This window comes from Anseongella ginsenosidimutans (genome assembly GCF_008033235.1).
Classification (GTDB): Bacteria; Bacteroidota; Bacteroidia; order Sphingobacteriales; family Sphingobacteriaceae; genus Anseongella; species Anseongella ginsenosidimutans.
In genome coordinates, this window is sequence record NZ_CP042432.1 from 4,149,535 (window position 1) to 4,173,929 (window position 24,395).

27 protein-coding genes are annotated in these 24,395 nt (G+C 50.6%); 8 read left to right on the forward strand and 19 right to left on the reverse strand.

Annotated features, from left to right (window positions below; all coding sequences use genetic code 11):
* Positions 1-22: 22 nt before the first annotated feature.
* From FRZ59_RS17590 to FRZ59_RS17635, 10 genes are all read right to left on the reverse strand, one after another.
* Complete coding sequence (locus FRZ59_RS17590; protein WP_158640667.1) at positions 23-796, reverse strand: sensor histidine kinase; 774 nt, start codon at positions 794-796, stop codon at positions 23-25.
* A gap of 202 nt (positions 797-998) precedes the next feature.
* Positions 999-1,403, reverse strand: a complete 405-nt coding sequence (locus FRZ59_RS17595; protein ID WP_132129750.1) for a helix-turn-helix domain-containing protein — start codon at positions 1,401-1,403, stop codon at positions 999-1,001.
* A 139-nt stretch (positions 1,404-1,542) separates the two neighbouring features.
* Entirely contained in the window at positions 1,543-2,562 is a 1,020-nt protein-coding gene (locus tag FRZ59_RS17600; protein WP_132129751.1) for an FAD:protein FMN transferase, read from the reverse strand.
* Positions 2,543-2,995 carry a deoxycytidylate deaminase gene (locus FRZ59_RS17605; protein ID WP_132129752.1) on the reverse strand — a complete coding sequence of 151 codons (453 nt, stop codon included), beginning with the start codon at positions 2,993-2,995 and terminating at the stop codon, positions 2,543-2,545. Before FRZ59_RS17605 ends, FRZ59_RS17600 begins: the two co-directional genes overlap by 20 nt.
* Entirely contained in the window at positions 2,988-4,268 is a 1,281-nt protein-coding gene (locus FRZ59_RS17610; RefSeq protein ID WP_132129753.1) for a sugar MFS transporter, read from the reverse strand. The genes FRZ59_RS17605 and FRZ59_RS17610 overlap by 8 nt, the downstream gene beginning before the upstream one ends.
* Before the next feature lie 114 nt (positions 4,269-4,382).
* Positions 4,383-6,179 carry an ABC transporter ATP-binding protein gene (locus FRZ59_RS17615; protein WP_132129754.1) on the reverse strand — a complete coding sequence of 599 codons (1,797 nt, stop codon included), beginning with the start codon at positions 6,177-6,179 and terminating at the stop codon, positions 4,383-4,385.
* Between the two features lie 2 nt (positions 6,180-6,181).
* Positions 6,182-6,925, reverse strand: coding sequence for a tRNA pseudouridine(38-40) synthase TruA (gene truA, locus FRZ59_RS17620; protein WP_132129755.1), 744 nt, complete (start codon positions 6,923-6,925; stop codon positions 6,182-6,184).
* Between the two features lie 90 nt (positions 6,926-7,015).
* Positions 7,016-7,594 carry a hypothetical protein gene (locus FRZ59_RS17625; RefSeq protein WP_132129756.1) on the reverse strand — a complete coding sequence of 193 codons (579 nt, stop codon included), beginning with the start codon at positions 7,592-7,594 and terminating at the stop codon, positions 7,016-7,018.
* A 21-nt stretch (positions 7,595-7,615) separates the two neighbouring features.
* Positions 7,616-8,230: a hypothetical protein gene (locus FRZ59_RS17630; protein ID WP_132129757.1), complete on the reverse strand. Its 615-nt coding sequence runs from the start codon at positions 8,228-8,230 to the stop codon at positions 7,616-7,618.
* Positions 8,231-8,270: 40 nt separating this feature from the next.
* Entirely contained in the window at positions 8,271-8,492 is a 222-nt protein-coding gene (locus FRZ59_RS17635) for a heavy-metal-associated domain-containing protein (RefSeq protein WP_132129758.1), read from the reverse strand.
* Between the two features lie 169 nt (positions 8,493-8,661).
* Between FRZ59_RS17635 and FRZ59_RS17640 the strand changes: the two genes are divergently transcribed.
* From FRZ59_RS17640 to FRZ59_RS17670, 7 genes are all read left to right on the forward strand, one after another.
* Positions 8,662-9,147, forward strand: coding sequence for a DUF4293 domain-containing protein (locus FRZ59_RS17640; RefSeq protein ID WP_132129759.1), 486 nt, complete (start codon positions 8,662-8,664; stop codon positions 9,145-9,147).
* 18 nt (positions 9,148-9,165) lie between these two features.
* Positions 9,166-10,884, forward strand: coding sequence for a DEAD/DEAH box helicase (locus tag FRZ59_RS17645; protein ID WP_132129760.1), 1,719 nt, complete (start codon positions 9,166-9,168; stop codon positions 10,882-10,884).
* Positions 10,885-10,904: 20 nt separating this feature from the next.
* Positions 10,905-11,420 (forward strand): isopentenyl-diphosphate Delta-isomerase, encoded by a 516-nt coding sequence (gene idi, locus FRZ59_RS17650; protein WP_132129761.1) that lies wholly within the window; start codon positions 10,905-10,907, stop codon positions 11,418-11,420.
* 11 nt (positions 11,421-11,431) lie between these two features.
* Positions 11,432-12,103: a hypothetical protein gene (locus FRZ59_RS17655; protein ID WP_132129762.1), complete on the forward strand. Its 672-nt coding sequence runs from the start codon at positions 11,432-11,434 to the stop codon at positions 12,101-12,103.
* A gap of 111 nt (positions 12,104-12,214) precedes the next feature.
* A complete protein-coding gene (bshC, locus tag FRZ59_RS17660; protein WP_132129763.1) occupies positions 12,215-13,822 on the forward strand; it encodes a bacillithiol biosynthesis cysteine-adding enzyme BshC in 1,608 nt (535 codons plus the stop codon).
* Between the two features lie 25 nt (positions 13,823-13,847).
* A complete protein-coding gene (locus FRZ59_RS17665) occupies positions 13,848-14,930 on the forward strand; it encodes an Ldh family oxidoreductase (protein ID WP_132129764.1) in 1,083 nt (360 codons plus the stop codon).
* A 43-nt stretch (positions 14,931-14,973) separates the two neighbouring features.
* Complete coding sequence (locus FRZ59_RS17670) at positions 14,974-15,831, forward strand: sugar phosphate isomerase/epimerase family protein (RefSeq protein WP_132129765.1); 858 nt, start codon at positions 14,974-14,976, stop codon at positions 15,829-15,831.
* A gap of 434 nt (positions 15,832-16,265) precedes the next feature.
* On the opposite strand, the gene lepB is transcribed toward FRZ59_RS17670, so the two are convergent.
* Genes lepB through FRZ59_RS17695 form a run of 5 tightly spaced genes read right to left on the reverse strand, consistent with a single transcriptional unit; the run spans position 16,266 to position 20,608 of the window.
* Positions 16,266-17,405: a signal peptidase I gene (gene lepB / locus FRZ59_RS17675; protein ID WP_132129766.1), complete on the reverse strand. Its 1,140-nt coding sequence runs from the start codon at positions 17,403-17,405 to the stop codon at positions 16,266-16,268.
* A gap of 43 nt (positions 17,406-17,448) precedes the next feature.
* Positions 17,449-18,171, reverse strand: coding sequence for a 4-hydroxy-tetrahydrodipicolinate reductase (gene dapB, locus FRZ59_RS17680; protein ID WP_132129767.1), 723 nt, complete (start codon positions 18,169-18,171; stop codon positions 17,449-17,451).
* 17 nt (positions 18,172-18,188) lie between these two features.
* Entirely contained in the window at positions 18,189-18,902 is a 714-nt protein-coding gene (locus FRZ59_RS17685) for a DUF5683 domain-containing protein (RefSeq protein ID WP_132129768.1), read from the reverse strand.
* A 12-nt stretch (positions 18,903-18,914) separates the two neighbouring features.
* Positions 18,915-19,796 (reverse strand): ParB/RepB/Spo0J family partition protein, encoded by an 882-nt coding sequence (locus tag FRZ59_RS17690; RefSeq protein ID WP_132129769.1) that lies wholly within the window; start codon positions 19,794-19,796, stop codon positions 18,915-18,917.
* Between the two features lie 2 nt (positions 19,797-19,798).
* Positions 19,799-20,608: a ParA family protein gene (locus FRZ59_RS17695; RefSeq protein WP_132129770.1), complete on the reverse strand. Its 810-nt coding sequence runs from the start codon at positions 20,606-20,608 to the stop codon at positions 19,799-19,801.
* 119 nt (positions 20,609-20,727) lie between these two features.
* Here FRZ59_RS17695 and FRZ59_RS17700 point away from each other — a divergent pair, with 119 nt between their 5' ends.
* A complete protein-coding gene (locus tag FRZ59_RS17700; protein ID WP_132129771.1) occupies positions 20,728-21,249 on the forward strand; it encodes an NADPH-dependent FMN reductase in 522 nt (173 codons plus the stop codon).
* Here FRZ59_RS17700 and FRZ59_RS17705 read toward each other — a convergent pair.
* From FRZ59_RS17705 to FRZ59_RS17720, 4 genes are read right to left on the reverse strand one after another with little or no spacing between them, the layout of a single operon-like run.
* On the reverse strand, positions 21,236-21,745 hold the full coding sequence (locus tag FRZ59_RS17705; protein ID WP_132129772.1) for an ABC transporter substrate-binding protein: 510 nt from the start codon (positions 21,743-21,745) through the stop codon (positions 21,236-21,238). The two genes, FRZ59_RS17700 and FRZ59_RS17705, sit on opposite strands and share 14 nt — an antisense overlap.
* The gene (locus FRZ59_RS17710; RefSeq protein WP_225975108.1) at positions 21,735-23,138 is read right to left on the reverse strand and encodes an NAD-dependent succinate-semialdehyde dehydrogenase; all 1,404 of its coding nucleotides are present in this window, start codon (positions 23,136-23,138) and stop codon (positions 21,735-21,737) included. Before FRZ59_RS17710 ends, FRZ59_RS17705 begins: the two co-directional genes overlap by 11 nt.
* Positions 23,114-23,569: a hypothetical protein gene (locus FRZ59_RS17715; RefSeq protein WP_132129774.1), complete on the reverse strand. Its 456-nt coding sequence runs from the start codon at positions 23,567-23,569 to the stop codon at positions 23,114-23,116. Before FRZ59_RS17715 ends, FRZ59_RS17710 begins: the two co-directional genes overlap by 25 nt.
* Positions 23,569-24,294: a carboxypeptidase-like regulatory domain-containing protein gene (locus FRZ59_RS17720; protein ID WP_132129775.1), complete on the reverse strand. Its 726-nt coding sequence runs from the start codon at positions 24,292-24,294 to the stop codon at positions 23,569-23,571. The genes FRZ59_RS17715 and FRZ59_RS17720 overlap by 1 nt, the downstream gene beginning before the upstream one ends.
* Positions 24,295-24,395: the final 101 nt, after the last annotated feature.

The window sequence follows — 24,395 nt, forward strand, 5'->3', positions numbered from 1 at the left end:
TTTATCTCTTAACTTATAACATTCAGGAATAATAAGAACCAGGTTCGCTATTGCAGAACACCGTTGCCGTTTTGCCTGTTTCCCCTGGAATGGTCAGCGTGAACACCGAGCCGTTTCCCGGCTCCGATGCGATCTCAAGTGTTCCCTGCTGGATATCTACAAAATCCTTACAGATCAGGAGCGCAATACCGGCGCCCTTCTCCCCGGCGGTTCCCGTGTAAATTGTTTTTTCATGGCAGAAGATCGCATCCCTTGTTTCTGTATCCATTCCAACACCGTAGTCAACTATTTGCACTTTGACCATTTTATCCGGTCTATCCCCGCCACTCTCTATGATGCATTCTATTACAGTACCCGGATAAGAATATTTAACGGCGTTGTTCAGAAGGTTATTTAACACAAAGCCAAGCAGCTGAGGATCGGCGTATATAATGCAACCCTCTTCATCGCCTTTAATAGTTAAAGATATTTTTTTCCTTTTAATTTCCGAAATATTATTTTTGATTGATTCCTGCAACGCTTCGGAAGCATTGATGGCTACTGCTTTGTAGGTATACCCTTTCAACCTGGTTTTTACCCACTTCAGCGTATTTTCAAAGGACCGCAGGTTATTCTGCGAGGTAGATTTCAACTCCGAGAAAAGCATGTCAAAGCGTTCAGGAGGCACCTGGCCTTTCTTATAGAAATCCATCAGGGAGATAATGTTCATGAACGCTCCCCGGAAATCATGTGCAAGGATCGAAATCAGCTTTATCCGGAAATCATCCTGCTCTCCTTTGAACGTAGGTTCCGGCATAGATGCATCCGCAAGTTTTTCCTTTGGTGCAAACTGCCCGTTTAATTTCTTCAGCCTTCGATGTTGAAAAAAAATGACCGTCCCGGCGATCAACAATAACAATGATAAGATGTAAAGAGGATAGCCCATGTCCCTCTTTTTGCAAATATCATTCCATAAGTAACGGGTAAAATTCCAGGGAAGAGCCAGAAAATGTAACTCTTTAAGAATGAAGGTCGTGCAGAAGCGAAGGATCGGACTTGCCAACCTGGTTCAACAGCATACTATTATACTCTTCAAGCAAAGAAATGTACTTGTTTTTCCAATGGCCGAGATTTTGTGCAACCGTCGCGTCTTCCGAGAGCGCCGCATAGGGGCTGCGGGCTTCCCTTAATCCTGTTCCTGAAAGCTTAAAATCTTCGGGGGTAAACAAATGGGGAAATTCCGCGGAAAAGTCATGACGCAGGGCGCATCCTACCCGGTAAATAATTTCCGCCTTTAAGTTTCTTTGAAGGAACCAGTTGTAGATCGTTCTTCGGTTTACGTTAAGGGTACGGGCTAGTTCACTGATACTGTAACCATTTCTCCTAATTGTACGTTCAATTGTTTCGCCGTAATGTGTGTTCATATGTATCGTGCATTATAATTTCAATGTGATTTGAGATTAATGCATCAAAATTACCCGCTAAGAGTTTGAAAAAGTGTAATAAGTCGAGTAATTTTTTGTAATAAAATTACGACAAGTGTGTTCAAAGAATAGAAAGATGTTATTGCAGGTAAAATTCTTTAAATCCTGCGGTGGAAGTGTCTGCTAACCGGCCATTTTTGTCGTAATAAACAAAAAAGGCTTCCAACCGCTTATTGCTTTTGAGCTTTTCCATAGAAGCCCGTACCCCAAGTACCATCAGCACATTGTCCCAGGCGTCAGCGGTAATGCAATCGGGGGCCAAGACAGTCACGCTGACAACTCCGCTTTGCGAGGGAAAGCCGCTGCGGGGATCAATCGTATGTGCATAATGCTTTCCGCCCGATTCAAAAAATCGCCGGTAGTTGCCTGAGGTAGACAAGCCTTTGCCGGAAACGCTGATTAGCTTGCTTTGCGGGGCGTTTCCTCCCTCCTTACCGGGCGGCGCCTCGATCGCTATCCGCCATTGCCTGCCCTGCTCATTCACTCCCCGGACGCGTATTTCTCCTCCAAGCTCAACCAGGTAATTGCTGATCTTCCTCTTTTCCAGGAATTCCGCGAGTACATCCAGCGTATATCCCTGGGCAATCCCGTTCGCATCAATGCGGACGTCCGGATGCTTTTTAACCAGGCTGTCGCCCTTTATTTCCAGCAGACGGTAATCCACCAGCTGCAGTAATTCCTTTATTTCCGAAGAATCGGGGACGACTGCATGACGCTCTTCGCCGAAGCCCCATGCGTCTACCAGGGGCTTTACCGTCATATCAAATGCCCCGCTGCTCCGGCGGCTTACTTCCTGCCCTTTTTTGACGACTTCTTTGAAATACCGGTCCATGATCACACCTGTTTGACTCTCATTGAACCGGTTGATAAGCGAAGCGGGGCGGTAAAGGGAAAGGGAGCTGTCAATCTTCTCCAGGATCAGCTCCATGTCTTTTTGATAATTCAGTCCTTCCCGGCTAAGGTAGGTAACGTGGTAGGTTGTGCCCTGGGCCTGGCCGTTGAAGTGGACACGCTGCAGTTCTCCTTCTTTATCACAGCCCGGCAGGGACTGGAACAACAGCAGAAAAATACCGAGAACCTTAATTATACTGGAAAACATCTACTCCGAATTTCCTTAAAAATTCAATGCCTTCATCCAGGGGAAGCCCTTTGTATGCCGCATAAGAATGCTTGTAGATCATTTTCCTGACACCGGACGAATAGATCAGCCGCGCGCAGGACAGGCAGGGCGATAAAGTGGTATAAAGTGTCGTCCCTTCCAGGCTTACACCATTCCTGACCGCATAGATGATAGCATTTTCTTCCGCATGCAGGGCCAGGGAGCAGCTTCCCTTTGAATCCCGGGCGCAGCCGGTTTCCGGCCATTCTTCATCGCAATTATGCGTTCCAGAGGGCGGCCCGTTATAGCCAATGGAAATAATACGCGTGTCGCGGGTCAGTACCGCGCCGACCTGGGCCTTTACACAATGCGACCGGCGGGCCAGGTCGACCGCCAGGTTCATATAAATGTCATCAAATTCGGGTTTACCCATGCTGCTGACGCCCGATCTTATGCCCTTTTACTGCAAAAAACAAGATAAAGAGATAGCAGGGGATCATGACCCAATAGGCGTGCTGAGGATTAACCACATCAGCCAGCTTGCCATAAATGGGGGGAATGATCGCGCCGCCGGCAATACCCATAATAAGCAAAGCGGACCCGATCTTGGTAAAACGGCCCAGGCCTTCAAGGGCAAGCGGCCATATGGCCGGCCACATAATGGAATGTGCCAGTCCCAGCAGGGCAATGAACACGATAGAAGTGAACCCGGTAGTAAAAAGGGCGGCCAGTAGGAAAAGCATTCCCATCACGGAAAATATGGCCAGGGCCTTATCTTGTTTCAGGTATTTCGGAATGGTGATAATGCCGATAAAATAACCGATCACCATGCAGATCAGCACATACGTGGGGAATACTTTGGTCGTACCCAGGTCAAACCCGAAATAGGAACCATAGGAGGCGATAGTATCCACGGCCATGACCTCTACGCCGACATAAAAGAAGATCGTAAACACACCCAGCACCAGGAAAGGAAACTGGAGTACGCTGGTCTTCTGCTGCCGCGGCGCCGCGCCTTCTTCGGGCTGAACTTCTTCATCCAGCTCCACTTCAGGCAGGCGGGAAACCTTTACCAACAGCGCGAGGCCCAGCATCACCACGGCCAGCACGATCGCCGGCGCGATCACCCGCATGGCAAGGTCGCTCAAAAATGCCTCTCGGTGATCCAAAGCCATCTGCGCCAGCTGCGCATTCACTTCATCTTCACTCGCCAGGTTCTTAAAGACTACCGCGCCTAAAATAAGGGGGCTTAACATCCCGGCGACTTTGTTACAAACGCCCATGATGCTGATCCTTTTAGCGGCGCTTTCCACCGGTCCGAGAATAGTAGCATAGGGGTTTACGGCTGTTTGCAGAATAGCCATGCCGGTACCCATCACAAACAATCCGAGTAAAAATATGATGTATGCCCTGGACATAGCTGCAGGAATAAACAGCAGGGCGCCTATACCGATAACCAGCAATGCCAGCGCCATCCCGTTAACCAACCCTGTTCGTTTGAGTATCCAGGAAGAAGGTATTGCCATAAAAAAGTAGGCGATATAAGAGGCGAACGTTACCAGGTAAGATTCAAAATTCGTCAACTCACATGCAATGCGCAGGTAAGGGATGAGGATAGAATTCAACCAGGTAACAAATCCTAAAACAAAAAACAAAATACCGATAACCGTAATCTGGTATGTGTATCCTTTGAGTTTCTCTGACATGTGAGGTATAGATTTAGCGTTTAGGTTTCGAACATAAAGAAGTTTTTCGACATTTTCGAAAAAAATTACGCAAAACGAGCCCTCTTATGACTTAATCCAGCCCACACCGCAGCGCTACTGTTTCCCGGACGGAACTCGAAGGGAACCGGCCGGCGATCCTACCCCGGAACTATTGAACTGCAGGTCATAAAGCCGTTTATAACTGCCATTGAGTTTTAGTAATTCCTGGTGGGTGCCTTGTTCGATGATCTCGCCCCGGTCAAGTACAATGATCTTATCGGCATGCTGAATAGTGGATAGCCGGTGCGCAATTACTATGGAAGTACGGCCCTCCATAAGGCGGAGAATGGCATTTTGTATCAGTTCTTCGGTTTCGGTATCAACGGATGCGGTGGCTTCGTCCAGGATCAGGATGGCCGGGTCGTATACCAGGGCACGGATAAAGGACAGCAGCTGCGCCTGCCCCGCAGACAGGGTGGCGCCTCTTTCCATCACGTTGTAATCAAAACCGCCGGGCAGCTTCCTGATAAAATTGTCCGCTCCTACCTCCCTTGCGGCCTGCGCCATCCTTTCCAGGCTAATCTCCGGGTTCCGGATGCTGATATTATTGCTGACTGTATCAGAGAACAGGAATACGTCCTGCAGTACCGTCGCGATGGAAGAACGCAGCGATTCCAGTTTGTATTCCCGTATATTCTTTCCGTCTATTTCAATCGTTCCTTTGTTGATCTCGTAAAAACGGTTCAAAAGATTGATAACCGAAGATTTTCCCGCTCCCGTTGCCCCTACCAGCGCAAGGGTTTCGCCAGGCTTCACCGAAAAGGAAATATCTTTCAGCACGTATTGTTCATCTGTATAGGCAAACCATACCTTATCAAAACGGATAGCCCCCTCTACGCGCGAAGGAGCATGCTGCCCGGTATCCGGCGTCTGTTCTTTGGTATCCAGCACCTTAAAGATGCGCTCGGCGCTCACCATTCCCATTTGCAGGGTATTGAAACGGTCGGCAAGTTCGCGGATAGGGCGGAATAACATGCTGATGTACAGCAGAAAAGATACCAGCACACCGGGAGAAGTAACCCCTTGCAGGACTCCTTTTGCCCCATACCATACCAGGAGCCCCAGGGAAATCGCCGAAACAATTTCCACTACCGGGAAAAAGATGGAATAATACAGGTTAGAACGAATATGCGCGTCCCGGTGCCTCCCGTTGATGGTCTTGAATTTCGCCATTTCCTGCTTTTCGCGGGCAAAAAGCTGCACCACACTCATCCCGGTAATATGTTCCTGCAGGAAGGCATTCAGCCGAGCTACTTCCGTTCGCACCTGCTGGAAAGAGGCTTTAATGGCTTCCTTGAAAATATAAGTGGCCAGCATAAGCAGCGGAATGGGCGCCAGGACCACCAGCGTTAATTCCCAGTCGGTATAAAACATCACCAGCATGATGGTAATGATTTGCAGGATATCGCCGATAATGATGATAAGGCCCTGGGAAAATACATCTCCTATCGTTTCAAGGTCGGAGACATTGCGGGTGATCAATGTGCCTATAGGTGTTTTGTCAAAATATTTAAGACGAAGCGAAGTAATGTGATTAAAGGTATCGGTACGCATGTCCCGCACCACGGACTGACCCAGCACGTTCGTATAAAAGGTGTGGGTGTATTTCACAAAAACTTCCAGGAGCAGCGCTACGAACATCAGCAATATCATCAGTTCCAGGCCGCGAAGGTCATTAACTGAAATATATTTATCAACTGTATATTCGATCATCCAGGGACGAAGCGGCGCCAGCACAGCCAGCGTAATGGTCAGCACAATAGACCAGAAAAAAATTTTCCGGTAAGGCCGCGCGTACCGCAGTACCCTTTTTATCAAACTCAGATCAAGTGCGTTTCCCGTAATGGCCATTTTCAATTTATATATGCATAAGCCACCCGGGCCAGGTACAGCCCTTCGGCCGGAACCGATTCGCCGGCAGCTGCCCGGTTTCCCTTCTCCAATATCTGCTGAAGATCATCCAGGCTGATCTTTTGCCGTCCCAGGTCCAGCAGCGTCCCGACGATGGCACGTACCATATTTCTCAGGAACCGGTCCGCGCTGATATGAAATATCACCCTGCCGGGGGAAACTTCCTCCCAGCGGGCCTCGCTAAGCCTGCATAAGGTCGTTTTCGAACCCGCATGGCTTTTACAGAAGCTGGCAAAATCAGTATGCTGCTGCATTAATTCCGCCCCAGAGTTCATCCGCTCCAGGTCGAAATCTTTCCGGCTTTTCCAGCTAAGCCCCTGAAGAAAAGGATCCTTTGTAAAATGCATATGATACTGGTAGGAACGTAAAACCGCGTCAAATCGTGCATGAGCTTCGTCATGTACTTTAATAAAGCGCCGGAGGGCAATATCAAAAGGCAACAACGCATTTACGCCGGCAAGTGTTTTTTCTTCCGGGAACTCCCCTGCCACATCAAAATGCGCAAACTGCTGCAAAGCATGTACGCCTGCATCAGTGCGCCCGCTCCCGGTAGTGGCAATGTCCTGCCGCAAAACCTGCGAAAGCGCCGCGTTCAACACTTCCTGCACCGTCAGGGCATTCGGCTGTACCTGCCAGCCGCTGTAATTTGTCCCCTTGTAAGAAAGTTCAACGAAATACCTGGGCACCGTGGTTTTTTGTCAAAAATACATGAAAAAAACCCTTTTTTTAAACATCCGGAAGACAAAACCTGCAAAAACTTACAAAATGCACAGACTTTACTGCAGGGCTACACCATCCAGCAGAACTTCGAAATTGTCAAACCAGGCCATTCCGTAGCCGGTCATCTTACAGCCGAATGATATGTAAGCGGTTTCAGGGTGTATGGGGAGTGAGATGGTGTATTTGGTCCACTCCGAATCGCCAGCAGGGCTTTCGGCGTCCGAATTAACACCCTGGATGATCCGGCCGGTTCCCTTGAGTTCCATCCAGACCGAAGCAGTCCCGCTCTCAAGATCCATCGTTTTTATGTAGGCTGAAACGGCAATGGTGTCATGGCCTTCCAGGTCCCTTTTTCCGATGCCGGTATTCATTAGCCCGGCGCCGGGCTTTTCACCGAGCGTCGCCTTTTTAGCCGGGTCCAGGCCGATAGCAATGGCGCACTTGCCTTCCTTTACCGCATCCACACTCAACTGGAAGCCATATGTATTATTCGCATTCTGAGGGGTCCAGCTTACCAGGTTGGTACGGGAATCCAGGTATTCGAAGCCATAATTCCGGATCATTTTCTGCGCTGAAATACCGGAAGAAAGGGTTAAGCAGCCTCCCAGGCATAGAAAGAGTAGTGATTTATTCATCGATCATACGTTTTGGTTCCACTAATGATTAGTTCCTCTCATAAAACTGAAGCCGAGACCGCAGACAGCGGATATGGGAATGGCAACCGCAATACCTGCCCATGAATATGGCTCTCCATCTATCCAGGGGGCAAGCAAGCCATGAGTCAGAAAGGCAAAAGCGCCTGCCAGCAGCCCCGTCCGCAACCATCTTTCTTCTCCGAAAGGATCCTTCCGTTGTTTCAACTGAAGGTCTTTGAAGCGACCGGGCTGTATCTGCATCCATCGTTCTTTCAGGGGATTTTCAAACCAATCCCACAGGGGAAAAGTGAGCGTCAGGACAATGAGGGATGAAAAACTCATCAAACAGGGAATGACCTTTCCGCAGTGACTGCAGTAAAGGCCAAACCAGTTTTTAAATGAGGTATCAAATTGCCGGGACCAGGTCCGGGCGTCATGTAGTTTTCCACAGTGTACGCAAGGAACAATCGTTCTTTCGGTTTCGGGGCCACTGAGGGTTTTATCGGTCACCACCAGGGCTGGCCGGCGCTGCCCCAAGCCTAATTCCAACAAGAAAGTCAGCGGGTTCAGCATCCAAAGAACCGAAGTCAGGCTTTTCCAGGTAAACACTTTGTAGCGGTCAGGGTTAAATTCCATAGCAGGTCATCTAACCCAAGATAAAAACTTTTACAATAGTTTACAAACCGCTGCTGCCGGGGCCGGAAAGCTTATAGGGTGTTTTTGCCAGCGCGGCTTCCAGTTCCGTGGTGGCGACTTCCTGGTTCATTTCCACGACAGCCTCGTTTTTTTCAAGGCTTACTTCCACATTTTCGACTCCTTCTACGCCGGACAATACATTCCGGACCACTCCGGCACATCCGGAGCAGGTCATTCCTGAAATAGCATATGTTTTTTTCATGATCAAATTATTTAATAGTTCTGAAGCAAAGATACGCCGCTCAGGCCGGGCAGGTTTACATCATTCCGGGAATCATTTATAAAATTTACCGGAAATTTACCCGCTTTCGGCCGGGCCATGAAATTCCGCGGGAAATCTGCTATCTTTGTGGCAAAATCAAAATCGGCGGATGATCCAACGTATTCAAACTATCTGGCTGATGTTCGGGTTGCTGGGGGTATTATTTGTGTTGACCCTCCCCATTATCAGTTTTACAACAACCGCTCCTGTTGATGGCAAGACCACGGAAATAACGCACGTCCTTAAAGGAGTAGGACATTACCAGACCATAGGGGATAAAGTACAAAAAACAGAAACCTATACTATAGCGATTGCCCTCGTGGGTTTTCTTGCTGCGGCCTACCTGCTCTGTATCTTCTCTTTCAGAAACCGCAAACGCCAGATGGGCTTATGCTGGATGATCATTTTACTCATTTTCGGCCTGGTTGCGCTGCTGCTGATAAAGCTTCAGCCTTACCAGGACGCAGATATTCTTAACCGGCAGCTGGGTATCAGCGCTTTTTTACCTACTGCCTCCATAATTTGCACGCTGCTTGCCCGCAGGGCAATTGCCAGGGATGAAGCCCTGGTTCGGTCGGCCGACAGGTTGCGTTAAACGTATTCAATTATTCAAATGACAGATTTTAAATCGCTTGGCCTCTCGGAGGTCTTGCTCAAAGCCATTGAAAGCATGGGCTTTGTCACTCCTACCGCCATCCAGGAACAGGCTATCCCGGCATTGCTTGAGGGAGATAACGACCTGGTGGGCCTTGCCCAGACCGGTACGGGGAAAACCGCGGCTTTCGGGCTGCCTATGCTGCAACTGATAGATCCTGCGGAACGCTTTCCCCAGGGGCTGGTGCTGTGTCCCACGCGGGAATTATGCCTCCAGATCACCGGCGACCTGAAAGCCTTCAGCCAATTCCTCGGCGAGGTAAATATCGTTGCCGTCTATGGCGGGGCTAATATTTCTAACCAGATACGGGACCTCAGAAGAGGGGCCCAGATCATTGTAGCTACCCCGGGAAGAATGCTCGATATCATTAACCGGGGCGCGACTAATCTTTCAAATATCCGTTACCTGGTCCTGGACGAGGCCGATGAGATGCTGAACATGGGATTCCAGGAGGATATCAACAGTATCCTGTCCAATACGCCCGACACCAAGAACACCTGGCTGTTTTCTGCCACCATGCCCAACGAGGTAAAGCGGATATCGCGCAGCTATATGGATGACCCGGTGGAGATCACGGTAGGCAGCAAAAACACCGGAAATGTAAACATAGAACACGAATACTATGTGGTGAGAGCCCGCGAGAAATACGCGGCCCTGAAACGCATTGTGGATTATAATCCTGAAATATTTGCGATCATCTTTACCCGCACCAAGATAGAGGCGCAGGAGATCGCCGAACACCTCATCCGGGACGGCTACAATGCCGATGCCCTGCACGGCGACCTGTCCCAGCAGCAGCGTGACAAAGTGATGAAACGTTACCGCGACCGCTCCCTGCAGCTGCTGATCGCAACCGATGTGGCGGCAAGGGGCATCGATGTAAGCGATATCACACACGTGATCAATTATTCACTGCCTGACGATATAGAGAATTACACCCACCGGAGCGGACGGACGGCAAGGGCCGGCAAGTCAGGGGTCTCCATCGCCATCATCAACAGCCGGGAAACCGGCAGGATCAGGCAGATCGAAAAGGTCATCGGGAAGAAGTTCGAAAAGGGAGAGATCCCAAGCGGTTATGACGTCTGCGAAAAGCAGTTATTCGCCCTCATTCATAAAGTGCATGAAGTAAAGGTAAACGAGGAGCAGATTGGCCCTTACCTCAACCGAATTTACAAGGAATTTGAAAACCTTGACAAGGAGGAACTTATACGTCGCTTTGCTTCCCTGGAATTCAATCGTTTCCTGGAATATTACCTGAATGCGCCGGATCTGAATTCGGCGGACGAAAGACCTTCAAAAAGCAGGGAGAGGGATCATACTTCCGGCGGCGGCAGCTTTACCCGCATGTTTGTGAATCTGGGCTCAGTAGACGACCTTACCCGGGGTGACCTGCTCCGTTTCATTTGCGACAACTCCGGTATCAGCGGGCAGCAGGTGGGCCGCATTGACCTGAAAGGAATCCATACCTTCTTCGAAGTGGAGTCTTCCGAGGCCGAAACGGTTTACAATGGTCTGAAAAGCGGCTCCTTCAAAGGAAGGAATATCCGGGTTGATTATGCCGAAGGGAATAAAAGCGGCGGCGGCAGGCCTTCCAAATCATCCCGGCATGGGGCTAAGCCCTCCTGGAAATCTTCCTCCCGGGGCAGCCAGGGAGGCAAAGGCAAGCGGAGGTAACATAAAGATCAGGAAAAGCAATGCGAGAGGAATCACTTATCCTGGTGAATGAAAAGGACGAAGTGACCGGATTCGGCGAAAAAATCGATGTCCACCGGAAAGGCCTCTTGCATCGCGCTTTTTCCATTCTGATAGTAAATACTCAAAACGAGCTTCTTCTGCAGAAAAGAGCGGATGAAAAATACCATTCCGCGGGCCTGTGGGCCAATGCCTGCTGCAGCCATCCGTTAAAAGGGGAAGAAACGGCTGCGGCCGCCCACCGCCGGCTGCAGGAGGAACTGGGATTTGACTGCAGCCTGGAGTTTGCATTTAAGTTCATCTATCGCGCCGACTTTGATAACGGGCTCACGGAACACGAACTCGATCATGTATTTACCGGCCGGTATGACGGACCGGTATATCCGGATCCTGCAGAAATATCCGAAGTAAAATGGATACGCGCGGCCGACCTGGCAAACAGCCTCAGCCGCGAACCGGAAGCTTATGCAGCCTGGTTCCGGATCATCATGGAAAGGGCCGGTGAGTTAAAATTCTAAGGAAAAAGATTATGAAAACCGCACTTGCCTCTCTTATCATCAGCGGCTGTTTCTTCTTCACACTTTCCTGTAACACACCCCGTCAGGAGAAGCAAACCGCGCAGGAAGCGCAGATCGCACAGGAAGAGCTAACCGGGCGCGAAGACAGCGCCAAGGCGCTGCAGGATTCTCTTCATTTCAAGCTTGCCGGAAATACCGGCCCGGTCAGGGTTATCGCCGGGGAAGCAGCAGGCATGCTCCGGCTGAAAGCGCCTTCGGATACCCTGCTCCAGGTATTGGGCAAGGCGGATTCCACCGCGGTTGACATGTGCAAGGATCTCTCATCCTGGTATTCGGATAAGACCCGGCTCCGTATTTACTCGCTTTGCGATAACGACCTGGAGATGAGAAAGTCCATGCAGGTAATTGCCCTGAGCGGCTCCTCTTTTAGCACCGGGAGCGGCATTACCGATAAAAGCACTTTTTCAGCGGTCAGGCAAAACCATCCCGGCTTGCAGGTACTTGGGAAAATTTCGAAAGGCGATCAAACGCTCTTTATTGCTGACGATATTCAAAAGGGAATCGCCTTTGAACTTAGCGATACCGCGACCGCCGGACGTATCCTGGGCGTATTGGTGCATTTGCCCGGAAAAGCGGTAACGGCCACTACCATTCCGCTCTATCCCGGGTTGGAGAGGCTGTAACAGGACCAGTATATCGATTACTGGTCCGGCAGCTGACCGGCACTAAGGCCAAGACTTTTCAAACTTTTTCGCCCCCGGGCGGTTTGTTTATACTTGTAACGCTGGCATTTTATGGATTGTAAACTCACTGACCCGATCAACCTTGACTTTTCCAAAACCGGTTTTTTCAGCAAACTTATCCTGGATTACCTGGAGGGCGCACCCGCCCTGGCCCCCTTTCACCAGTATCCGCCTTCCGTTGATGCATTCAGCAATGCGATAAAGGCAAAAGAAAAAGAAAGTATTGACAGGCAGGCCTTAACGGAAGCATTAAGATCCCAATACGGCCCGTCCCTGCTCACGCCGGAACTGGAATCCCTGATCGGCAGCCTTAACCTGGCGAATACCTATACGGTGACTACCGGCCATCAGCTGAATATCTTCGGCGGCCCCCTTTACTTTATCTATAAGATCATTAGCACGATCAACCTTGCGGAAGCGGTTGAAAAAGCAAATCCGGGCAACAGGATCATTCCTGTTTTCTGGATGGCTACCGAAGATCATGACTTTGCTGAGATCAATCATATCAGCCTTTTCGGTAAGGAACTGAAATGGGATGCCAAGCCCGGAGGAGCTACCGGCCGCATGGACCCGCGCGGAATGCAGGACGTACTCGCGCAGCTGAAAGAAATCCTGGGCAGTTCGCCGCAAGCGGAAGAACTTGCCGCTTTGTTCGAAAAGGCCTATGCCGGTCACCGGACCCTGGCAGATGCCACGCGCTATTTTGTACACCAATTACTGGGAAGCTACGGCCTGCTCATTATTGACGGGGATGATCCGCGGCTCAAATCCCTTTTCTCCGATATCATAGAAAAGGACATACTGGAAGGGATAAGCAGCGCTCAAGTCATCCAAACTAACCGTCAGCTGGAAGAAACCGGGTACAAGACCCAGGCTCATCCGCGGGAGATAAATTTCTTTTACCTGGAAGAAAACCTGCGCGAACGAATTGTGTTAGAAAATGGCGAATACCAGGTCTTGAATTCGGATATCAGCTTTTCACCGGAAAACCTGGCAACGGAAATCAGCCGGCACCCGGAAAAATTCAGCCCCAATGTGATCATGAGGCCCGTGTACCAGGAAAAGATCCTGCCCAACCTGGCCTATGTGGGAGGAGGCGGCGAACTGGCCTACTGGATGCAGCTTTGCAGCGTTTTCGAAGCGCACCATATAAATTTTCCCATCCTGATCCTTCGCAACTCCCTCCTGCTGATAGACGAGAACAGCGGAAAGAAAATGAGTAGCCTTGGTATTGAGCCTGAAAGCCTGTTCCAGCCGGAACAACAGCTGATCAACGCCTTTGTGCAGTCACATTCGGAAGAAGAACTCAGCCTTGAGGAGGAAAAGAAAGCCTTCGAAGAACTTTTCAATAGGATCGGCGAGAAAGCTTTCGCGCTTGATCCGACCCTCAAAGACAGCGCTGAAGCAGAAAAGGCCAAGTTCTTTAATTCCCTCAAGGGCCTGGAAAACAAGTTATCCAAAGCCGGAAGACGCCGCTTTGACACCGAGCTGGCCCAATTGAGCAGGCTGCGGCAGAAGCTTTTTCCCGATTCCGGCCTCCAGGAAAGACATGAGAACTTCATCCCCTTCTACCTGAAATACGGACCTTCCTTTTTCAGCGAATTGAAAAAACGGTTAGAGCCCTGCCTAAACAAATTCCAGATACTTTCTGTTAGGTAGTAGTGCTGTTAACCTCAAAATACGAATGGACTACGTAAACTTATCCGAAGAAGCTCTCAGAACATTTACAATAAACATTTTTCAGGCAATTGGCGTACCTCCGGACGATGCCCGGCAGGCGGCGGACGTATTACTTAAATCGGACCTGCGGGGGATCGATTCCCATGGTGTAGCCCGTTTAAGCGGCTATGTCCGGCTTTGGGAAAAAGAGCGGATCAACCCCGATCCCAAGGTTCGGATCGTACATGAAACCCATAGCACGGCTACGGTGGACGGTGACAGCGGCCTTGGATTGGTGGTAGCCCCAAAAGCGATGAAAATAGCCATCGAAAAAGCCGAAGAACATGGTTCGGGCTGGATTTCGGTCCGCAACTCCAACCACTTCGGCATTGCCGCTTACCATGCCATGATGGCGCTGGAGAAAGACATGATCGGCATGTCCATGACCAATGCCAGCCCACTGGTATCGCCTACTTTCTCCGCCGAAAGGCTGCTTGGCACCAACCCCATCTGTTATGCCTTCCCCGCCGGAAAATATCCTCCGGTAATAGTGGACATGGCTACGGCGGCGGCGGCCAACGGGAAGCTGGAAATAGCCCAAAGAACAGAAACAACGATCCCCGAAGGTTGGATTCAGAATAAACACGGCCATTCTTCCACTGACCCCACCGAACTCCGGAAAGGCGGCGCACTGCTGCCCCTGGGGAGTAACCCTACCCACGGAAGCCATAAGGGATTTTGCCTGAGCGCGACCGTGGATATCCTCTCATCGGTCCTGTCCGGCGGCAATTACGGGCCCTGGGTTCCTCCATTTGTTGCTTTCCTGGAACCACCTTCAGATCCGGTAGGGCTAGGCATCGGGCACTTCCTGGGAGCCATGCGGGTAGATGGCTTCCGCCCGGTCGACGATTTCAAGCAGCATATGGATAACTGGGTGGAGCGCTTCAAAAATGCCCGGCCCATTGACGAAAGCCGCCCCGTCGTAATTCCCGGGGAACCGGAAACCGCTGCCGAGCAAGACAGAAGCATCAATGGCATCCCCGTCATCCGCCCTGTTTACGAAGACCTGAAGCACCTTTCCCGCAAATTCAATATTGCACTGGACTAAATTTTACGTAAATTTCCCGCCTGATAATTTAAACCGGTTCATTATGAAAAAAGCAATTGCTACGTTTTGTTTTATTTTAACGCTGGCCCTGTCTTTCCATTCGCTGAAAGCGCAGAATGCCGCGGTAGAAGAATTAGGCTGGAAAATTGGCTCGCAGGCCTATACTTTCCGCCTTTTCACACTTGAAGAAGCGTTGGGGAAATTAAACACCCTGGGCTTAAAATACGTGGAGTTATACCCGGGGCAGAAAGTCGACGCCGGTTCAGGCGATGCAACGGTCAGCCACAATGCCAGCCCCGAAACCATCCAAAAGATCAAGCAATTGCTTAAATCCAAAGGTGTTCAGCCGGTTTGCTACGGCGTAGTGAGCGGCGGCGATGAAGCCGAATGGAGAAAAATATTCGAGTTCGCGAAAGAGCTGGGCATTGAGATAATTACCTCTGAGCCTGCTTTCAACCAGCTGGACATGGTGGAAAAACTTTGCGAAGAATTCAAGATAAAACTGGCCATTCATAACCATCCCCTGCCCTCCGGCTACTGGCATCCCCAGATCATTGCCACCCTGCTGAAAGACCGCAGCCCGCTTATGGGCGCCTGCGCCGATATCGGCCACTGGGTGCGTTCCGGGCTGGATCCCATTGAATCCCTGCACCTGCTCGAAGGCCGCGTGATCAGCTTCCATATCAAGGACATGAATAAATTTGGCGTCCGGGAAGCACATGATGTGCCCTGGGGAACAGGCTACAGCAATATCTCCGCCGTAATGCACGAAATGAAGCGGCAAAATTTCAAGGGCGTGTACTCCATTGAATACGAACACAACTGGGAGAACAACGTACCGGAAATTCAGGAAAGCCTGGAGTACTTTTACCGGGTTGCGGAGGCGCTGACCACAGAATAAATTCTTACGGGCTCCTGTTCTTATGTAAGCATTTTTTACGTAAGAGTTTCTTTCGGGCTTCGATCACCGGCGCGGGTAATTTGCCGGCATGAAAACGCTCAGGCTATTTTTCGGGCAAAGCGCAGCTTTGGGGCCCCGAAAAATAGCCTGAGCGCTTTCATATAGCTAAATTGCCCGCGCCGGCGATCGACGCCGAATATCATACCCCTCGGAACCAGAGCCGCGGTCGCACCGGGGGTCAAAACCCGGGGTCGGGAGGGGGTCGAAATCAGATCCGGGGAGTCGAAATCAGGCCCGGAGGTCGAATCGGGGTCGGAGGTCGAACCGGGTCGGTCGTGATTCGGTCAGGGTCAGATCAAACCCAGGATCAGGGTCAGAATCAAACCCAGGTCAAGATCGAAGTCAGCCCAGGGCCCGGGACCCAACGCAAGGCCCTAGTCTATGCCATTAAACAACCGGTTCCACCGAATCTTATTCAGGAAGGTTTCATCTTTATCCCAGGACATCCAGATGAAAAGCGCCTTCCCGACTACATGGTCTTCGGGAACGAATCCCCAGTAGCGGGAATCCAGGGAATTATGGCGATTATCACCCATCATGAAATAGTAGTCCATTTCAAAAGTATAGCTATCGGCTTTTGCGCCGTTAATGTAGATCTCGCTGCCTCTTACTTCGAGTTCATTTCCTTCGTAATAGCTGATCACCCGTTCATAAAAGGGAAGGTTGTCCAGGTTTAAGGGAACGGTTGCCCCTTGTTTGGGGAGCCATATGGGGCCGTAATTATCCCTGTTCCAGTGAAGAGAGGTATCGGAAGGAAAAACCGTGCCCTGCGGCTCCGGCTCGTTCTTAGCCAGTATATTCGGTTCGATGCTGTTTACATTGCCAAATTTCCGCAAGGCGGCGGCTTGTTCGTCCGTAAGGCTTTTAAAGTAGTAAAGACTCTTGTTTCGGTAATAATTATTTGGCCCGAGATCATCCTTGCTCAAACCCAGGTTGCGCAGGGCGTCGTAGTTGAAGTCCTCCCCGGTGGTCCTGACAATGTAAGAGGATTCCATGTCTTCGGGTTCAGGCTGCTTTACCCCGTTTACATAGATCTCCGCATTAATGATCTGCAGGGTATCCCCGGCAATGGCTACGCAGCGCTTGATATAATTCTCCCGTTTATCCACGGGCCGGTCCTCCGGGTCGGCGGGATAGTTAAATACCACGACGTCCTGCCGTTCAATGTCCTCAAAACCGGGCAGGCGATAGTACGGCAGCTGAATGGCGGTGGAATAAGACTTGGCATCCCGGGTAAGGGGCATCGTATGGTGCGCAAAAGGAAAGGCCAGGGGCGTCATCGGCACCCGCGGGCCGTAATTCACTTTACTTACGAAAAGAAAATCACCTACCAGGAGCGACTTCTCCATAGAAGGCGTGGGAATTGTATAGGCTTCAATAAAAAAGGTACGAATGATGGTAGCGGCGATCACCGCGAAAACGACAGCGTCCACCCACTCGCGGGTTTTGCTTTTAGGTTTTCTTACTTTCTTGTCCTGACCTGTATGTTGTTTAGTCCTGAATTTCCAGTTCATTGAGAGACGATATCATGTTAGCCCGTAAATATACTGTTTTCCACTAATTAAAACGCAGCATGTCGCTCATGGTAAAAACGCCCTTCCGGTCCCTAACCCATTCGGCGGCGGCCACCGCCCCGCTGGCAAAGCCTTCCCGGCTAAAGGCAGTGTGCTTCAATTCAATGGAATCAATTCCCGAGCGGTACGTTACCGTATGTGTTCCGGGAACATCTCCTTCCCTCAGCGACTTGATAAGCAGTTTATTTTCGCCGGAAGTCTTTTCGGCATTCTCCCAGCCTTCTTTCCGCAGGATCTGCTCCAGTATCGCTTCAGCCGCCGTTATGGCGGTGCCGCTCGGGGCGTCGAGCTTTCGGGTATGATGGATTTCTTCAATGCTTACTTCATAATCCGGATGAGCGTTCATGATGCCCGCAAGCATCCTGTTCATATGAAAGAAAATAGCTACGCCAATGCTGAAATTGGTCGCATGGAAGAGTGTTCCCTCCCTCTGCCTGCAAAGGGCGGCGAGTTCGTCAAAATGCGCATACCAGCCCGTGGTGCCCACCACAACAGGCAAGCCGGCATTCAGGCAGGCCCGGATGTTTTCAGGGGCTGTCTGCGGGGTGGTAAACTCTATCGCGGCATCCGCCCCGGACAGGTTTTCGGGCGAAAGATCGCCGGGATTCGCTACATCTATCTTCAGCACAATCTCATGCCCCCGCTTCAAAGCGGCTTTCTCTACTTCCTTACCCATTTTCCCGTATCCCAGTAATGCAATCTTCATGTCTTTATCATTTTTTATTATCGAATGGCCAGCCTGACGGAAAAGCCGGGCGCCACGCCCATTCCGGCAGCGGCAAAGGTAGGATCAAACTGCAGGGAAGGCGCTACCTTCATCGTAAGGTCCTCACTGATGTCAAAGTTTGAAAGTTCCGCATCTACGTAGGCATCTACGATATTCAGGCCGTACAAAACACCTACGCCGATAATGCACATATCCCGGTAACGCCGGTAATAATTCCTGGCTTCTATGATCCTTGAATTGGGGATGATCTCCTCGTCGTACTTCGGCACGGTAAGCGGATCCCCGTCACCGCGGTAGTTGAGTTCCCGCACGAATTCGCTGTAATAACTCTGGTTAAATTCAATAGCAATTCCCAGGGCAATAAAGCCTCCGTACACGATGGGGATCTTCCAGTATTTGCCGTTATAGAATTGCCCGCCGCCAGGTATGATCGCGGAATACAGCAGGGCTTTGCCCGAAGAAAGAGCAATTTCCCGCTCGTCTTTGGCGGGTTTTTTCGCAGCGGATGCCTCCGGCGCAGCGGTGGTGTCGATGGCCGCGGCGGTGTTAGTTACCGGGATCGTATCCACGGTCATTTCGCCTGCCGGTATTGTTTCAGGAGCGGGAAGGGTATCAATATCCTGGGCGCAAAGGCGGGGAGCAGCCCAGATCAGCAGCATGAGCGATGCACCAATAATACATGTTCCCCGTATGCTTCCGGAAGTTTTCAATCGACGCAGCAATTAGCCAAGGATATCAAGAATACGGTTCAGGTCATTCCTGGAAAGTACAGGAATCTCAATCTTTCCTTTTCCTGAATCATCAATTCTCAGTTGCACTTTTGTACCGAACCTGGACGATAAGCCATCTGCTATTTTACGATATTCATAGGGCTGCTGCTCCGGCTTTTTATCCTTTTTCAGCGGTTCCGCAGCTACCTCCCTGACGAGTTCTTCAACTTTACGCACCGACAACCCCTTTTCGATGATCTGCCGGTACACCCACAACTGTTTATCGGCCCCGTTAATGGTGATCAGCGCCCGGGCATGCCCCATGCTGATCTGCTCGTCACGGATCGCCGCCTGGATGACCGGGGGTAATTTCAGCAGGCGCAGGTAATTCGTCACCGTAGACCGGTTCTTGCCTACCCTGTCTCCCAGCTCATCCTGCTTCAGGTGGCATTCATCAATCATTCGCTGGTAACTGATAGCGATCTCTATGGCATTCAGGTTTTCCCGCTGGATATTTTCAATCAGGGCCAGTTCCAGCATGGCCACATCATCCGCCGAACGTACATAGGCCGGGATCTCTTTCAACCCTGCCAGGCGGGAAGCCCTCAGCCTTCGTTCCCCGGATATAAGCTGGTAACTTCTCTCGCCCGCTCTGCGAACGGTCACCGGCTGGATAATTCCTTGTAATCGAATGGAATCGGCCAGTTCCTGTAAGGCTGTCTGGTCAAAGTCGCTCCTGGGCTGAAAAGGGTTCGTCTCAATTTCGTCCAGCGGGACCATGAGTATGGAACCGGATATGGCCGGCTCTCCGGCGGGGATATTGTTCGTGGTTTCGTTATCCTGCAAAAGGGCGCTTAATCCTTTTCCCAAAGCATTTCTTTTCAACGCACACATGATCAAACATTAGAGATTTTGGTTTCTTCTCCGGCCGCTTCACTCTTTACCTTATTTTTCCTGATGATCTCCCTTGCAAGGCTCAGGTAATTTGCCGCGCCCCTGCTGCCGGCATCGTGCATGATCACCGACACGCCGAAACTTGGCGCTTCGCTTAATTTCGTATTCCGCTGAATGATCGTATCAAAGACCAGGTCCTGGAAATGGCTTTTCACTTCTTCCATTACCTGGTTGCTCAGCCGCAGCCGGACATCGTACATCGTCAGCAGGATACCTTCTATATGCAGGGCCGGGTTCAGGCGGGTTTGTACGATCTTAATGGTATTCAATAATTTACCAAGCCCTTCCAGGGCGAAATATTCGCATTGCACAGGAACCACCACTGAATCAGAAGCCGTAAGAGCATTAATGGTGATCAGCCCCAGGGAAGGTGAACAATCAATAATGATAAAGTCATACCGTTCCTTGATCTTCTCCAGGACGGCCTTCATCTTGTATTCCCGTTCTACGGCGTTGATCATTTCGATTTCCGCTCCTACCAGGTCAATATGGGCAGGGAAAAGGTCAAGGTTAGGCGTACTCGTGCTTAAAATGGCCTCATTGGGATCTGAATCATTGACAATACATTCATAGATGCTTGACTTAACGCTGCGGGGGTCAAAGCCGATCCCCGATGTACTGTTCGCCTGCGGGTCCGCATCCACGAGCAATGTCTTGTATTCCAGGACGGCCAGGCTCGCGGCCAGGTTGATCGACGACGTGGTTTTCCCCACTCCTCCCTTTTGATTGGCTATTGCAATTATTTTGGTCATTCTTTAATTCTGGAGTATGCTTATATTTACCGTACTGCGTTGGCATAAGATACAAACTGCAAACAATATATACAGAAATATGTTGACAAAGCTATGAATTTTATTAACAACCTGCGTTCATGATCAGTATAATATCCGGCACAAACAGGATACCCAGTAACTCCGAAATTCTCGCAAATTATTACGGCCGGATACTCCGCGAAAAAGGCATCGAAACGCAGGTGCTTCCATTGACGATCCTCCCTCCCGATCTTATCGCTACCGACCTATACGGGCAAAGAAGCGCCGGCTTCCGGCCTATCCAGGAAAAAGTCACGGCCACAGACAAATTCATTTTTATCCTGCCCGAATACAACGGAAGCTTTCCGGGCGTACTCAAGGTATTCATTGATGCCTGCTCGTTCCCTGAAAGCTTTATGGGCAAAAAAGCCGCCCTCGTGGGCCACTCCACGGGCCGATACGGCAATATCCGCGGCGTGGAACACTTTACCGGCGTCTGCCACTATTGCGGCCTTCATATCCTTCCCCTGAAACTCCATATCCCCCGTGTCCAGCATGAATTTGACAAAGAAGGGAACATCCTTGAAGGGGACGCCAGGCGCTTTATCAGCCAGCAAATTGAACAGTTCATCCATTTTTAGGGGAGCCGCTCTCAAACTTTATCCATCCCAGGCCTTCAAAGCCAAAATGAAAATCACCGGCATTAATGATCTCCGCCAGGATCTCCAGGCTGTCGATCATGCCGGGGCCGGGCAGCTGGAAATATTCACGGCAATCCGTCACGTAAATGCGATTGTTTTTCAGAGCCGGGCTTTCGGCAAACCAGGGCTGTTCAAGCAGGCTGCCTATTTCGCGGAGGCTTTCTTCAATGCTTTTTCCCGGCAGCATCAGGATCACAATATCGGGCGGAAAGAGGAGTCCGTTCTCCTCCGATGCAATGGCGGTTCCGCCGGCAATCTCTACCAGGGCGGGAATGCGGCCGCCGGCTGTACCGGGAGGGTTTAGCTGTTCAATACAGGCTACGCCAGGCAGCTGGCGAATAAATTTCAGTTTATGCCTGATAATATCTATCCGCTCCTGCCATTGTTCCAGTTCGGCTTCCAGGTCCCGGGCAGCAATAAAATTCCTACGTAACATACACGGTTTTAATATTTACAAATTCACGGATGCCAAAGCCTCCCAGTTCCCGGCCGTATCCCGACTCCTTGATGCCGCCGAAAGGCAGGCGGGGGTCTGAATGCACGATACCGTTCACGAAACAGCTGCCGGCCTCCAGGCGATGAGCCGCCAGCTGCTCGCCTCGCTTTTTATCTTTGGTGAACACCGCGGCGCCCAGGCCAAAAGAAGAGTCGTTGGCCTTTTTTATGGCGTCGTCCTCATCTTTTGCGGTAATAACCGCCGCCACAGGGCCGAAAAGTTCTTCATCATAGGCCGGCATGCCCTTTTTAACGTTAGTGAGGATAGTAGCAGGATAAAAGGCTCCTTTCCCTTCCGGCTTTTTGCCTCCGAGCAGGCAGCGGGCTCCTTTTACGATGCTTTCGAGTACCTGCTCATGAAGCTGGTCGCGCAAATCCTCGCGCGCCTGCGGGCCTATATCGGTATCCTCCTGCAGGGGGTCGCCCATCTTTTTGTCCATCATCCGGTTCCGGAAAAGTTCTAAGAAGCGCTTTTCCACAGCTTTGACCACGATAAATCGCTTGGCGGCGATACAACTCTGCCCGCTGTTCACCAGCCGGCCGTTCACGCAGATCTCTGCGGCCTTTTCAAGGTCGGCATCTTCCAGGATAAGATACGGATCGCTCCCGCCCAGCTCCAGTACTGTTTTTTTAAGCAGGCTTCCCGCTTTGGAGGCGACCGACTTCCCCGCTTGGGTACTGCCGGTCAGGGTCACCGCTTTTACTCTTTCGTCTTCCATCACTGCCGCGGCCTGGCCGGAATCTATCAGCAGGCTTTGAAATACGCCGGGCGGGAAACCGGCTTCTTTAAATATATCTTCAATAGCCAGTGCGCAGCCCGGAACGTTGGAGGCATGTTTCAGCAAGCCAGTATTGCCAGCCATCAGAGAAGGGGCAGCAAAACGAAAAACCTGCCAGAAGGGGAAGTTCCAGGGCATAATGGCCAGCACTACGCCCAGGGGCTCGAAAGCTACATAGCTTTTTGACGCGTCGGTAGCGATCTTTTCCGGAAGGAGGAAGCCCCTGGCCTCTTCGCTGTAATATTTGCACACCCAGGCGCATTTATCAATTTCAGAGGCGCCCTGTGCCAGGGGTTTCCCCATTTCGAGGGCCATCAACCGGGCAAGCGCGTCTTTTTTCTTCTCCAGAACGGATGCGGCTTTTTTAAAGAGCGCCGACCGCTCAGGGAAACCCGTTTCTTTCCAGTTCAGGAAGGCGTCCTGCGCAGCCTTCACTTTTCTGCTTACCTGTCCCGGTTTCAGGACTGGATACTTTTTAATTCTTTTGCCGTTCAGGGGGTTTACCGATTCAATAGCCATTTCATTTGCGTTTATTCTTCCATTTCCCGGTGCCATTTCCGGATGCGCTTTAGCGCCCTTAACCGGACCAAAAGGATCAGCAGCAGCAGGATACACAGCAAGTAAATACCGGATTTGAAAGGCCAGTCAAGCTGAGCGTACCCGGAAAAATGAAATACCGCAAAAGCCGTTCCTGTCAGCAATAAGGCGAAAAGGAACAGGAACCGGATCTTCACAAGCGCACCCGGGATCAACCGTTTCTTTACTGCAGCGTTATGCAGCAGCATGCCTGTAGCAATATAGAAAAAAGACAGCAAGGCCAGTACCAAAAATACCGTCGTAGAGAGGCGGGTTAAAAAAGTGAGTTCCGGGAAAGAATAGCCTGCCCGTACGATAAGGCTGGGATGAGCGATCAGGAACGCGTCCAGGAAGCCGGCAACCAGGATCAGCAGGTAACCGAGGAATTCTCTATTGACCGAAAAAGGCATTATTCCTTTTGCTTTTTACTTTCCTGGTATTCCCTGAAGGATTGAAGGATCTTCTGGTGAATATCATACTGGCTGGCGTATTTAACAAAGTCGTAGTCCCTAAGGTACTTGTTATAAAACAAGGCCCTTTCATCGCCCTCCAGCCCGGTTAATTCCGTGACCAGCCGGTAAGGGATCCTGGATTCTATAAAATGCTGCTGTTCATAGGAAAGCAGGGTTTCCCTGAATTGCTTATTGCGCTTCCGGCCTTTGAAATTAAATAGTTCTCCCAGGAAAGTGATCGGGCTGCTCAGCGCCATTGCTCCGTATTTCCAGGCACTGGGCGGCTTATAATTGAAGATATGCCCGTATTCCATGCGAAGTTCAATAGAATCCTTCACGCTGTTGCGACGGCCGGTCACCTTGACCTGATCCAGGCTCAGGTTATCCGGATACAAATGAATATCATGACGGGCAGTCCCAGTTTTCTGGGTAATAACCACGTATTCCTTCCGGAAACCCAGCAGGGAATACTCCACGGTATCGCCCTGGTAAACCTTTAACGAGTAACTTCCATAGAGATTAGTAGCCACTCCGGTTCCCAGCCGTTTGCTGGTTACCGATACCCCCTGAAGAGGCAGGTCCTTTTCGTCATAAATAGTTCCGTATACGCTTACCTGGGCATGCAGATCGCAGATCAGGATGCCGTTAAGCAACAAGCAGAAAATAACTGCCCTGGTAAACATTTTATTTCATTTTAAACCCATATCAGGTCGACGCCGGGAGGTTGTTTCGGGCAATCCGAAGCAGTCTCCGCCGGGGTGACTGGTGCGGCAATCACATGGAA